Genomic DNA, 12,265 nt, shown 5'->3' with positions numbered 1-12,265 from the left:
GGGGGCATCCTTGCATGACCGCGACGATCACTAGCAGCACGACACCGGTCTACGGCGCCTATGGCGAGCGAAGCGGCTCACCAGGCCGGTCTCACAGCGCGTTTGCCGGAGAGGTGCTCGAAGCCGATGCGGGCTGGTACTTGCTGGGCGAACGTGCCTATAGCCCTGCGTTGCGCCGATTCATCGCACCCGACGCGGCGAGTCCATTCGACGGTGGTGGCGTCAATCGCTATGCGTACTGCAGCGGCGACCCCGTCAACCGGATCGACCCGAGCGGTCACACCTGGCTGGGTTGGGTGGGTGCGTCCCTGGGACTCACGGCCCCTGCAGGCGCCACGCGCGGCATGTCGCCTACTTCCCGGATACATGAGACCGCTTCTACGCCCGTCACGGTGACCACGACCGCAGCCGCCATGACGGATGCCGTCTCCATCACGTCGGCCATCGACCCCTTCGCCCCGATAACGGCGGATCGCTCCGGCACCGAAGCCATCTTCGGATGGGTCGCGATAGCGGCGAAAACGGGTTCGGGCGGAACCTCCCTTCCAGCTGCCAGAAACGGGGCGCCGACCGAACGTTTCCTTGGACAAGGGCAGGACACCCCACGAAGCGGCCGCGTGAAATGGAAGCCGAAAAGGGAAGTTCAGGTCGTGACCGATCCGGATATCCCTGCGAAACGATTGGCGACCGATCGTTTCGGGAAGCCGGACCTGGAGAGGGAGTGGACGTACGGCGCCCACCACAGAAATCCGCACAGCATCATCTGGGCACCAGACACCACGGTCAAGGGAACGGACTTCACCAAGGTCTTCCAACTGTTGAGCAGGTACGGCGTGACAAGGGTAAACGTCTACACGGGCGCTCATGGCGAGCCTTACGGCAGGAACTGGCACCTTCGCACGGGCGAGAGACTGGACGTGGAACCGCAGTTCTTCATCGAGGACTTGGTGCATACAAAAAGAGCCGCCAAAGCCGTGGGAGCGACGATCACACCCATCAACATGGCCTTGTTAAACAGGCAGCAGATGCAACATCACTTGCTGAAGGATGGTGTTCACCTCATCGGCAGTTGCTTCGGACTGGCCGACGAAGTCGTCATGGAGGCGCTGAACGCCTCGCATGTGACCGTGTACATACGGACCTGACAAAGCCAGCCATCTCGACACCTGCAAGGCATCGGGTCTACTGGCGCGGCGGACGTTGCACATCCAGGCCTTCCCCGGGCGCCAGATCTCCGACGAGGGTCGGAATGAGTTCCGACACCGTCGGATGAATCGGCACCGCCCATTGCAGCGTCCCGACCGGCGCATCCGCATTCATCATGTCCAGGATGCCGTGGATCGCTTCATCGCCGCCCGTCCCCAGGATGGCGGCGCCGAGGATCTTCTTCGTCTGCGCATCGGCCACCATCTTCATGAAGCCCCACGTCTCCGCCTTCTCCACGGCGCGCCCGACTCGTGTCATCGGGCGCTTCGATATCAGCAATGGGCGACCGGACTTGCGCGCCTGCGACTCGGTCATGCCGACACGCCCCAACGGCGGGTCCACATAAAGCGCATAACCAAGGATACGATCGCTGACCTTGCGTTCCTCGCCATCGAGCAGGTTGGCGGCGACGATCTCGTAGTCGTTCCATGCCGTATGCGTGAACGCGCCCTTGCCGTTGCAGTCACCCATCGCCCAGACGCCTTCGGCCGTGGTCCTGAGGAAATCGTCGACCTTGATGTATCCCTTGTCGTCCGTCTCGATGCCTGCCTCGTCCAGGCCCAGGTCGTCCGTGTTGGGACGGCGGCCCACGGCAAGCAGCACGTGCGTACCGACGACCTCGGGGGCTCCCTCGGTGCAGTCCACGCCGACTTTCACGCCGCGCTCGTGCTTCGCCAGTGTGATGCAGCAGGCGTCCGTGCGAACGGCGATGCCTTCGGCTTCGAGGAACGTACGTATCTCGGCCGAGACGTCCTCGTCTTCGTGGCTGACCAACCGGGCACTCTTCTCCACGATGGTTACCTCGGCGCCGAAGCGCCGGAACATCTGGGCGAACTCGAGACCGATATAGCTGCCGCCGACCACCACCAGATGTTCGGGAACGGTTTGCAGTGGAATGATCGTGCTGTTGGTGAGGTAGTCGACCTGATCGACACCCGGGAAGTCCGGCACATTGGCGCGGCCACCGACATTGAGGAAGATCTGTGGCGCCTCCAGCGTTTCGCCGTTCACCTCGATCCGTCGCGGACCGGTGAATCGCGCATGCCCGCGGATGAGCGTGAGCCCCGGCATGGATGCCAGCCAATCCTCGTTGCCCTTGCGCGAGTCGAGGATCACCTTGCGGGCCCGGGCGGCAACGGTCGGCATATCGATGGACAGCGGGCCGGTGCGGACGCCGTATTCCGCACCTCGCTGCGCGAGACGGGCCGCATAGGCGCTGGCGACGAGGGTCTTGGTCGGCTTGCAGCCGGTGTTGACGCAGGTGCCGCCGACCAGATGCCGCTCGATGATGGCGACGGTCTTGCCCGCGCCGGTGAGGCGGTTGGCCAGCGCCGGTCCGGCCTGCCCGGCTCCTACGATGATGGCGTCGAAGGTATGGGTCATGGAGAGCTCCGGCCCTGAATGGTGACCCCGGCCCGATTCGAACGGGCGACCTTCCCCTTAGGAGGGGGACGCTCTATCCAGCTGAGCTACGGGGCCAAGGATGCGAGGATACCGGAGGCGGTCGGGAGACAAAAGACAAGACCGGGGAAATTCCGGCGCCCTGACGCCTAAGGTCATGACGGATCGCCGGAAACCGCAGGTGCGCCTACACCGTTGTCGCTATAGGCGCGGACGCCATCCTGTGCATTAAATCCTGGTACTCCAACAGGAAGGAACGTCGGTGAAGGAGGTCGCGCCCGCCACCCCAATCTATGGCGCCTACGGTGAATTCGGGACGGCGGGCCAGATGGCACGCTTCGCGTACGCGGGACAGCTCGCCGAACCAGGCACCGGCGATTACGTGCTCGGCAATCGCCTGTTTTCGCCGGTGCTGCGACGTTTCCTCGATCCCGATCCCGTCAGCCCCTTCGACGACGGTGGCTTGAATCGCTACGCTTATTGCGGCGGTGACCCGATCAATCGCACCGACCCGAGCGGTAACGCGTGGTGGGACTGGGCCGTCGCAGGCCTGGGCCTGAACAGCGGCTTCAACGGGCCGGTGGAAAGACGGCGCAGCCCTACGGGCCCCGTCGCCATGGTGATGCCGGCGGCCGCTGCCGTACTCGATGTGGCCACCGTTGCCGTCGAGATCGGAACACCGGTTTCGACGACGGCGGGTGACAGGAAATCCCCTGCTGTCTTTGGCTGGTTCGGATTGGTTGCCGGCCTCACCCCCGGTGGCGTCGCCCTGACGGCGAAGCCCGCGACATCGGCGCGCTACGTGGGTCGGGGACAAAGAGGGCCGCAGGACGCGGATTTACCGCGTTACAACATCGAAGTCGTTCCGGCCAATCGGCGTCCACCTCATAAGTTCCGGCGTTCTGGACAGACAGGGCAACTGGTATTGAAGACACACTGGTTCGTGACGCCCGATCCGCTCGAACCCGGAAATACTCACTGGGGCGCGGACACGCCCGTCAACTCCAGGAGTCTTCTCAGCCCCCTGCGAAAAATAGGAAGGGAGCCCATCGTCGACGGACGTAGAAATGTCTATCTCTACAGCGGTGTCCATGGCGACATACGAGGCGAAAACTGGGCCAATCAACGACGATTGCTTGCAGACACCAGGCTCTACCATTTAGACGTCGGTGATTACTCCTTATTCCAGCGCTACCTTCCGGGCCGCAATCTTTCCATCGAGGACATCGGTGGCATCACGTTCGATGAAATGATCGAAAAGATCTCGCGACCAGGTATCCATCTTCATGGCTACTGCTTCGGCGCGATAGACAACCTGATGCTCGACCTTCTCTGCGCCGATCCGGTTCCCGTCTATCTGAGACATTGAGCACGCACATGCCCACCGTTGAAAAGGAACCGATCGCGGCATGGCCTGGACGCCACTCATGAGTCGCATCTACGGCGCTTTCGGCGACGGCGCGGCGATTGGACAGCACGCGCACAGCGCCTACACGGGAGCACGCATGGAGCCGGGCACCGGCGCCTATGCACTCGGCCGTCGCCTGTATTCCCCGCTACTGCGACGCTTCCTCAATCCCGATCCGGTCAGTCCCTTCGAAAGTGGCGGTTTGAATCGCTATGCCTACTGCGGCGGCGATCCGGTCAACCGGACCGATCCCAACGGCAATACGTGGCGGACGTGGCTGACTTCGATCCTGGGATTGTCCGCACCCCCGGTCCGCACCGCCGGCGGAAGCAGCGGCTTGCCACACCCCCCGGCCGGGGACACCACAGCGGACGCAGTCACGTCCCCGGCCCTCCTCGCCTCCGCCGTGAGTGGCATCGCGGACACGATCGCGCCCGTGGTCGCCCCTGGTTCGATCGCATCGAGGACGACGCGGGCCCCGAAAGCCGGCGGTGTTTTCGGCTGGGCCTCGCTCGGTTCGGGCCACGCTCCAGGAGGTCTCACGTCATTGGACAACGTCCCCCTGGGAGGCGTCGCCGTCGAACAGCGGCAGGACTATCGCAGGACCACCCATACATTCTCGAACGGCGATCACCGGATCGATAACTACGAGGGCCGTGCGGCACTTCTGGAACAGGTGCCGGCGAGGCTGGCCGCGGCGCCTTCGGACTTCCGCGCACACTGGCGCTCTATCCCGAACGCCAGGGGAGGGACCAACTACGTCGCGGACTCGGAGACCTCCCTCGAAGAGGTGTTCCCGTTGGTACAGTCGATCGGAGCCAGCGGCGACACCCGGCGGATTATCCTGCTGGCCGGCGCGCACGGCTCGAACGATGGCATCAACTGGGCGAACGGACGTCGACTCCATGCCGATCGCCGCTTTTACGAGACGGCGGACACGATCCGGTCGATCTACGCCGCCGATGCCCGAAGGCGCGATGACGACGTTGAAGTCCGGGATGTTGGCGACATGTCGAATATCGACTTCGTTCGCGTGTCAAACAGCAATGCCATCGTCGTGCATATCTATTTTACGGCGTCGCCGACCGGGAGCTGATGTTCGAACACAATGTCCGATGGGCCACCACCTATCGGTTGTGATTGCTGACCTGCCCCGGCATGGGCGGCGGACGCGCCGGCCGTTTCGCATCGCTTCCGAAAGGGCGCCAGACACCATCGGCACCCTCGATCCCTATGCTGGCACCGCCTCCTTCGGTGGCTGCCCGGTTCACGGCCGCGAGCAGGGCGTCGAAACGGCTATCGAAACGGGATAGCACCTCGCCGTCGAGACACACGGTCCATGAGTGGCTTTCATCGGGATGGTAGGGAATCTCGTAGATTCGGGACATGAGGCCACCCGTCTGGTGAAGAAACTCAAGCCCAGCATGGACTTGCGCCGGTGATCGCAGGGTCTTCATAACATCTCCGGGCAACGACGCCCCGCAGACATCCCTCCCGCGCTGCACAACGGGAGGTGAAGGGTGCGTTTGCTAGAATCGCCGTTTTACCCGTCTTCCATGGAGAGCCTCATGTCCGGCAAGATCCTCGCAGCCCTCGGCCTCGCCGCCCACGAATCCGGTACCTATCTCGGCCGTGGCGAATGGGCTGCCACCACGGGCGCCGGCACGCTGTCGCCGACCAATCCGGCCACGGGCGACGTGATCGCGACGGTGCAGGCCACCAGCGCCGCCGATTACGAAACGATCGTGCAGCGCGCCCAGGAAGCCTTCGCGGTCTGGCGCACCACCCCCGCCCCGCGTCGCGGCGAAGCCGTCCGCCTGTGCGGCGAGGCGCTGCGCAAGCACAAGGACGCCCTGGGTTCGCTGGTCGCCCTGGAAATGGGCAAGATCAAGCCCGAAGGCGATGGCGAGGTGCAGGAGATGATCGACATCGCGGATTTCGCGGTCGGCCAGAGCCGCATGCTCTACGGCAACACCATGCATTCCGAGCGCCCCGGCCATCGCATGTACGAACAGTGGCATCCGGTCGGCCTCGTGGGCATCGTCAGCGCGTTCAACTTCCCGGTCGCCGTCTGGGCATGGAACGCCTTTCTGGCCGCGATCTGCGGCGACATCTGCATCTGGAAACCGTCGCCGAGGACGCCGCTCTCGGCCATCGCCACGATGAAGATCTGCAACGAGGCGCTGAAGGAGGCCGGTTTCCCGGACATCTTCTTCCTCTTCAACGATGCCGGCACCGACCTGGCGCAGGCGTTCATCGATGACAAGCGCATTCCGCTGATCAGCTTCACCGGCTCGACCAAGGTGGGCCGCATCGTCGGCGAGCGCGTGGCGAAGCGCATGGGCCGCAGCCTGCTCGAACTTGGCGGCAACAATGCGATCATCCTCGACAAGTCGGCCGACCTGAAGCTCGCCATCCCGGCCATCGTGTTCGGTGCCGTCGGCACCGCCGGCCAGCGCTGCACCAGCACCCGCCGCGTCCTGGTGCATTCGTCGATCCACGACACCGTGGTCGACACGCTGGTCAAGGCCTACGGGCAGGTCGAGCAGAAGATCGGCGACCCCACGCTTCCCACCACGCTGATGGGGCCGCTCAACAGCCCCGAGGCCGTAAAGGCGTATCTCGCCGCCATCGAACAGGCCAAGGCCGCCGGCGGCACGGTGCGCACGGGTGGCAAGGCGCTCACCGACCGCAAGGGCAACTTCGTGCTGCCGACGATCGTCACGGGCCTGAAGAACTCCGACGAGGTCGTGCAGACGGAAACCTTCGCGCCGATCCTCTACGTGATGCCCTTCGACACCCTCGATGAAGCCATCGCCGAACAGAACGCCGTGCCGCAAGGCCTGTCCTCGGCGATCTTCACGCAGGACCTGAAGGCGGCAGAGCAGTATCTTTCGGCGTCGGGCTCGGATTGCGGCATCGCCAATGTCAATATCGGTACCTCGGGCGCGGAGATCGGCGGCGCCTTCGGTGGCGAGAAGGAAACCGGTGGCGGTCGCGAGTCGGGCTCGGATGCCTGGAAGGTGTACATGCGCCGCCAGACCAACACCATCAACTACTCGGACGCGCTGCCGCTGGCCCAGGGCATCAAGTTCGAGTTCTGACCCGAACGGATGAGGCCATGACCGACCTTCGCTCCACGGAACGTTTTTCCGATCGCGTCGAGGACTACGTCCGCTATCGCCCGGACTATCCCCCGGCGCTGGTCGAGTGGTTGCATGGCCTCGGCGTCCGCACCGACTGGGCCGTCGCCGACGTCGGCGCGGGCACGGGCATATCGAGCAAGCTGTTCCTCGACGCCGGACATCGCGTGACCGCCGTCGAACCGAACGCGGCGATGCGCGCGGCCGCCGAGCGCTGGCTCGGTGGCGAAAACCGGTTCCGTGCCGTGGATGGCACCGCCGAGGCCACGGGCTTGCCCGACGGCTCGGTCGACCTCGTCATCGCCGCGCAGGCGTTCCACTGGTTCGACAAGGAAAGGGTGCGCGACGAATTCGCGCGCATCCTGCCTTCGCGCGGCCTGGTCGCCGTGTTCTGGAACAGTCGCCGGTTGGCAGGCACGCCGTTCCTGGAAGGCTACGAGCGGCTGCTGCACGAATACGGCGTCGATTACATCAGCATCGCGGAGCGCTACGCCGACGACGAGAGCATGGCGCGCTGGTTCGGCCATGGCTATCGCGGCATGGCATCGTTCCCGCACGGCCAGAAGCTCGACTACGACGGACTGCTGGGCCGCCTGATGTCGTCGTCGTACGCACCCAAGCCCGGGCATCCCGACCACGAACCGATGCTCTTCGCGCTGCGCTCGCTGTTCGACGCGACCCAGGCCAATGGCACGGTCGACTACGATTACGACACCCGCGTCTTCGCGGGCCACCCGGACGCCTGATGTACGAACTGATCCGCCCCCTGCTCTTCGCACTGGATGCCGAGACCGCGCATGGCCTGACCTTGTACGCCGCCGATGTCGCGCAGCGCAGCGGCATCTCGGGCTGGATCGCGAAGCCCCCCTCGGATCTGCCGGTACGTGCCTTCGGTATCGATTTCCCCCATCCGGTGGGCCTTGCCGCAGGCCTGGACAAGAACGGTGCGCACCTCGACGGCCTCGCCGCGCTGGGCTTCGGCTTCGTGGAGATCGGCACGGTCACGCCGCGTCCGCAGGCGGGTAATGACAAGCCACGCATGTTCCGACTGCCACGGCACGAAGCGATCATCAACCGGCTCGGCTTCAACAACGAAGGTATCGACGCACTGGTGCGCAACGTGCAAAAGGCTTCGTTCCGTGGTGTGCTCGGCATCAACATCGGCAAGAACAAGGACACGCCGAACGAACGCGCCATCGACGACTACCTCGCCTGCCTGGAACGCGCGTATCCATTGGCCAGCTACATCACCGTGAATATCTCCTCGCCGAACACGCAAGGTCTGCGCGATCTCCAGGAAGAGGAAACACTTCGCCGCTTCATCGGGACGCTGCGCGAGGCGCAGGAACGATTGGCGAGCCAGCACGGCAAGCACAAGCCGATGCTGCTGAAGATCGCACCGGACCTGTCGGACAACGAACTGGACGCCATGGCGGAGGTGCTGCTCGCCTCCGGCATCGACGGCGTGATCTGCACCAACACGACGATCGAACGCGCCGAGGTCGCGGGCGACCCCAACGCGCATGAAACCGGTGGACTGTCCGGCCGCCCCCTGTTCACCCGAGCCACCGCCGTGCTGCGCGGCATGCACGCGCGCCTCGGTGGCAAGCTTCCCCTCGTGGGCGTGGGCGGCATCCTCGACGGCGACAGCGCCGCCGGGAAGATCGAGGCCGGCGCCACGCTGGTGCAGCTCTACTCCGGCCTCGTCTATCGCGGCCCCGGGCTGATCGCCGAGGCCGTCGCCGAGATCCGGCGCCGGGGACTCGCGGCATGAACAACGCGCCGGTCGACATGGGCGGGTTCAGCCTCGCCAGCGATGCGCCGCTCGGCGGCCGCAACACGCTACGCGTGGATGCACGCGCAAAACTGCTTGCCGAGGTGCGCGACCCGGCGAAAATCCCCGAGTTGCTGGCATACCCTGCCGTGAAGTGGGGTAAGGTCCTCGTGCTCGGCGAAGGCAGCAACCTGCTCATCAAGGGTGATTTCGACGGCACCGTCCTGGCGATGGCGACTCGCGGCGTCGAGACCTTCCAGCGCGACGATCGCGTGCTGATCCGCGTGGCCGCGGGAGAGCGCTGGGACGACTTCGTACGCTGGTCCCTGGGCCAGGGCTACGCCGGCCTGGAAAACCTCATCCTCATTCCCGGCACCGTCGGCGCCTCGCCGATCCAGAACATCGGCGCCTACGGTGTCGAGGTGGCGGAATTCATCGATACCGTGGAAGCCTGGGACACGCATGCGGGCGAGTTCGTCGTGCTCGACAAGGCGGCCTGCGCCTTTTCGTATCGCGATTCCAGCTTCAAGCAACAGCCGGGACGCTGGATCGTCGTGGCCGTGACGTTCTCCCTTCCTCGCGAACGCCCGCTCTCGCTCGACTACGCGGGCATCCGCGAGGAGGTCGGGAAGATGGGCATCGAGCGTGCCACGCCTTACCACGTGGCCGAGGCCGTCGTGCGGCTGCGTTCGCGCAAGCTGCCCGACCCCGCCGTCATCGGCAACGCGGGAAGCTTCTTCAAGAACCCGATCGTCGGCGCGGCGAAGGCCGAGGCACTCGCACTCGCCCATCCGGGCCTGCCTGTGTGGCCACACGCCGGGGGCACAGCCAAGATCTCCGCCGGCTGGCTGATCGAGGCCGCCGGATTCAAGGGCCAGCGCGATGGCGACGCGGGCATGTCGAACCGCCACGCCCTGGTGCTGGTGAACCACGGCAAGGCGACCGGCCCGGAGCTCTGGGCCTTCGCACAGAAGGTGATCGCCGGGGTCGAGACCACGTTCGGCGTAACACTGGAACCCGAACCGCTGGTGGTCTGAGCGCCGTGGCGCATGTCATGCGGATGTAAGAGCTCCGTCATACCCTCGCGCAGGCGGCGTACCATGAGGGCGTCGCGATCCGCGACGAGGACGCCACCCTGGACACGATGATCCCGCCCAACGAGTCGATCGCTCCCGCGAAAAGCGCCACCGTCAGGGCGGCGCCGCCGCCGGATGTCGCGGAGGTCGACCTCAACGATTCCAGCCTCTACGTCCATCGCGAGCTGTCGCAGTTGCAGTTCAACATCCGCGTACTCGACCAGGCGCTGGACGAATCCAAGCCACTCATCGAGCGGCTCAAGTTCCTGCTGATCTTCTCGTCGAACATGGATGAATTCTTCGAGATCCGCGTGGCCGGGCTGAAGCAGCAGATCGCGTTCGACCACGAAATGATCGGCGCCGACGGGATTCCACCGCGCCGCGTCCTGGCCGAGATCTCGGAACTGGCACACCGCCAGATCGAGCGGCAGTACGCGATCCTCAACGAGAAGATCCTCCCCGCGCTGGCGGACGAGGGTATCCGCATCGTCCGCCGCAACCAGTGGACGCATAAACAGAAGCTCTGGGTGCGCCGCTATTTCCGCCACGAGGTGGCGCCGCTGGTCACGCCGATCGGCCTCGATCCGACGCATCCCTTCCCGCGCCTGGTGAACAAGAGCCTGAACTTCATCGTCCAGCTGGAAGGCACCGATGCCTTCGGCCGCGATTCGGGCCTGGCGATCGTACCGGCGCCGCGCATCCTGCCGCGCCTCATCCGCCTGCCCGGGGAAGTCTGCGAGGGTGGCGACAATTACGTGCTGCTCTCGTCGATCATCCACGCCCATGCCGACGATCTCTTCCCCGGCATGCGCGTGCTGGGCTCGTACCAGTTCCGCCTCACCCGCAACGCGGACCTGACCATCGATCCGGAAGACGTCGAAGATCTTGCGCGCACCTTGCGCGGCGAACTCTTCTCGCGCCGCTACGGTGACGCCGTGCGCCTGGAGGTGGCCGACAACTGTCCCAAGCCCCTCGTGGACTATCTGCTCAAGCAGTACTCGCTGGAAGCGGATTCGCTCTACGAAGTGAACGGCCCGGTGAACCTCGCGCGCCTGTTCGAGATGACCTTGCAACCGGCCTACGCGCGCCTGCAGTTTCCGGGATTCGTACCGGCCCTGCCAAAGGCGCTGGCCGACGCGGAAGACATGTTCTCGGTGATCGGAAAGCAGGACATCCTGCTCCACCACCCCTTCGAATCGTTCTCGCCCGTGGTCGACTTCCTGCGCCAGGCGGCCAAGGACCCGCAGGTACTGACGATCAAGCAGACGCTCTACCGCAGCGGCGCCAACTCCGAAATCGTCGACGCACTGGTGGAAGCGGCGCGATCGGGCAAGGAAGTCACCGCCGTGGTCGAACTGCGTGCGCGTTTCGACGAAGAGTCCAACCTGACCCTGGCCTCGCGCCTGCAGCAGGCCGGCGCCGTGGTGACCTATGGCGTGGTGGGCGTGAAAACGCATGCGAAACTGATGCTCGTGCAGCGCCGCGAGAACGGCAAGCTGGTGAGCTACGCCCATCTGGGAACCGGCAACTACCATTCGGGCAACGCGCGGCTGTACACCGACTACAGCCTGCTCACGTCCGACGAAGCCCTGTGCGACGACGTGCATCGCCTGTTCCGCCTGCTCACGGGCATGGGCAAGGCGTTGAAGATGAAGCGGATGCTCTACGCGCCCTTCACGCTGAAGAAAGGCCTGCTCGACCTGATCGCGCGTGAAGCCACGCATGCCGCCGCGGGCAAGAAGGCGGAGATCGTCTGCAAGATCAACGCGATCACCGATCCCAAGCTGATCCGCGCGCTCTACCGGGCCAGCCAGGCCGGCGTGAAGATCGAATTGATCGTTCGCGGCATGTGCTGCCTGCGCGCGGGCATCCCGGGTGTATCGCAGAATATCCGTGTGCGCTCCGTGGTCGGACGGTTCCTCGAACATAGCCGCGTCTACTGGTTCCACAACGACGGCGAACCGGATCTCTACCTGGCCAGCGCCGACCTGATGGAACGCAATCTCGACCGCCGCGTCGAAACCTGCTTTCCCATCGAGGGCAAGAAGCTGCGCCAGCGGGTGCGACGGGAACTGGAGTTCTACCTCACCGACAACCATTCGGCCTGGGTCCAGCAGCCCGATGGGACCTATGCCCTCCTCCAGCCGTCTCCCGGCCAACCGGTCCGCGACGCGCAGACCCAATTGCTGGAACGCTTCGGCGGCATAGCGGCACCCTAAGCCCCAGCTGAGGCGGCTCCCGGGAGCCGCCTAACCCA

General features: G+C 64.9%; 10 protein-coding genes and 1 tRNA gene. 8 read left to right on the top strand and 3 right to left on the bottom strand.

Annotated features, from left to right (window positions below; all coding sequences use genetic code 11):
* Positions 1–14 precede the first annotated feature (14 nt).
* Complete coding sequence (locus tag ACN9M2_RS05800; protein WP_426287185.1) at positions 15–1,145, top strand: RHS repeat-associated core domain-containing protein; 1,131 nt, start codon at positions 15–17, stop codon at positions 1,143–1,145.
* 37 nt (positions 1,146–1,182) lie between these two features.
* Here ACN9M2_RS05800 and ACN9M2_RS05795 read toward each other — a convergent pair whose 3' ends face one another.
* Both ACN9M2_RS05795 and ACN9M2_RS05790 read right to left on the bottom strand, forming a co-directional pair.
* Entirely contained in the window at positions 1,183–2,589 is a 1,407-nt protein-coding gene (locus ACN9M2_RS05795) for an FAD-containing oxidoreductase (RefSeq protein ID WP_426287184.1), read from the bottom strand.
* Between the two features lie 19 nt (positions 2,590–2,608).
* Positions 2,609–2,685 (bottom strand) — tRNA-Arg (locus tag ACN9M2_RS05790).
* A 184-nt stretch (positions 2,686–2,869) separates the two neighbouring features.
* Between ACN9M2_RS05790 and ACN9M2_RS05785 the strand changes: the two genes are divergently transcribed.
* The gene (locus tag ACN9M2_RS05785) at positions 2,870–3,976 is read left to right on the top strand and encodes an RHS repeat-associated core domain-containing protein (protein ID WP_426287183.1); all 1,107 of its coding nucleotides are present in this window, start codon (positions 2,870–2,872) and stop codon (positions 3,974–3,976) included.
* A gap of 58 nt (positions 3,977–4,034) precedes the next feature.
* Complete coding sequence (locus ACN9M2_RS05780; RefSeq protein ID WP_426287182.1) at positions 4,035–5,111, top strand: RHS repeat-associated core domain-containing protein; 1,077 nt, start codon at positions 4,035–4,037, stop codon at positions 5,109–5,111.
* Between the two features lie 31 nt (positions 5,112–5,142).
* On the opposite strand, the gene ACN9M2_RS05775 is transcribed toward ACN9M2_RS05780, so the two are convergent.
* Positions 5,143–5,403, bottom strand: coding sequence for a hypothetical protein (locus ACN9M2_RS05775; RefSeq protein ID WP_426287181.1), 261 nt, complete (start codon positions 5,401–5,403; stop codon positions 5,143–5,145).
* A 180-nt stretch (positions 5,404–5,583) separates the two neighbouring features.
* On the opposite strand from ACN9M2_RS05775, the gene ACN9M2_RS05770 reads away from it, so the two are divergent.
* The 5 genes from ACN9M2_RS05770 to ppk1 all read left to right on the top strand — a co-directional run bounded on the left by ACN9M2_RS05770 (position 5,584) and on the right by ppk1 (position 12,227).
* The gene (locus ACN9M2_RS05770) at positions 5,584–7,119 is read left to right on the top strand and encodes an aldehyde dehydrogenase family protein (protein WP_426287180.1); all 1,536 of its coding nucleotides are present in this window, start codon (positions 5,584–5,586) and stop codon (positions 7,117–7,119) included.
* Positions 7,120–7,136: 17 nt separating this feature from the next.
* Positions 7,137–7,904, top strand: coding sequence for a class I SAM-dependent methyltransferase (locus tag ACN9M2_RS05765; RefSeq protein ID WP_426287179.1), 768 nt, complete (start codon positions 7,137–7,139; stop codon positions 7,902–7,904).
* On the top strand, positions 7,904–8,932 hold the full coding sequence (locus tag ACN9M2_RS05760; protein WP_426287178.1) for a quinone-dependent dihydroorotate dehydrogenase: 1,029 nt from the start codon (positions 7,904–7,906) through the stop codon (positions 8,930–8,932). The genes ACN9M2_RS05765 and ACN9M2_RS05760 overlap by 1 nt, the downstream gene beginning before the upstream one ends.
* A gap of 17 nt (positions 8,933–8,949) precedes the next feature.
* Entirely contained in the window at positions 8,950–9,969 is a 1,020-nt protein-coding gene (gene murB, locus ACN9M2_RS05755; protein ID WP_426287869.1) for a UDP-N-acetylmuramate dehydrogenase, read from the top strand.
* 107 nt (positions 9,970–10,076) lie between these two features.
* Complete coding sequence (gene ppk1, locus ACN9M2_RS05750; protein WP_426287177.1) at positions 10,077–12,227, top strand: polyphosphate kinase 1; 2,151 nt, start codon at positions 10,077–10,079, stop codon at positions 12,225–12,227.
* Positions 12,228–12,265 lie beyond the last annotated feature (38 nt).

Source organism: Luteibacter sp. E-22 (assembly GCF_049913125.1).
In the GTDB taxonomy this organism is placed as follows: Bacteria; Pseudomonadota; Gammaproteobacteria; order Xanthomonadales; family Rhodanobacteraceae; genus Luteibacter.
The sequence above is the reverse complement of the archived record's forward strand: the minus strand, read 5'-3'. Positions and strand labels throughout refer to the sequence as shown.

Bases quoted from the DNA above. Each gene is read 5' to 3' on its own strand.
- ACN9M2_RS05800 (WP_426287185.1), top strand. From the start codon at position 15: ATGACCGCGACGATCACTAGCAGCACGACACCGGTCTACGGCGCCTAT.
- ACN9M2_RS05775 (WP_426287181.1), bottom strand. From the start codon at position 5,403: ATGTCCCGAATCTACGAGATTCCCTACCATCCCGATGAAAGCCACTCA.
- ACN9M2_RS05780 (WP_426287182.1), top strand. From the start codon at position 4,035: ATGAGTCGCATCTACGGCGCTTTCGGCGACGGCGCGGCGATTGGACAG.
- murB (WP_426287869.1), top strand. From the start codon at position 8,950: ATGGGCGGGTTCAGCCTCGCCAGCGATGCGCCGCTCGGCGGCCGCAAC.
- ACN9M2_RS05770 (WP_426287180.1), top strand. From the start codon at position 5,584: ATGTCCGGCAAGATCCTCGCAGCCCTCGGCCTCGCCGCCCACGAATCC.
- ppk1 (WP_426287177.1), top strand. From the start codon at position 10,077: ATGATCCCGCCCAACGAGTCGATCGCTCCCGCGAAAAGCGCCACCGTC.
- ACN9M2_RS05765 (WP_426287179.1), top strand. From the start codon at position 7,137: ATGACCGACCTTCGCTCCACGGAACGTTTTTCCGATCGCGTCGAGGAC.
- ACN9M2_RS05760 (WP_426287178.1), top strand. From the start codon at position 7,904: ATGTACGAACTGATCCGCCCCCTGCTCTTCGCACTGGATGCCGAGACC.
- ACN9M2_RS05795 (WP_426287184.1), bottom strand. From the start codon at position 2,589: ATGACCCATACCTTCGACGCCATCATCGTAGGAGCCGGGCAGGCCGGA.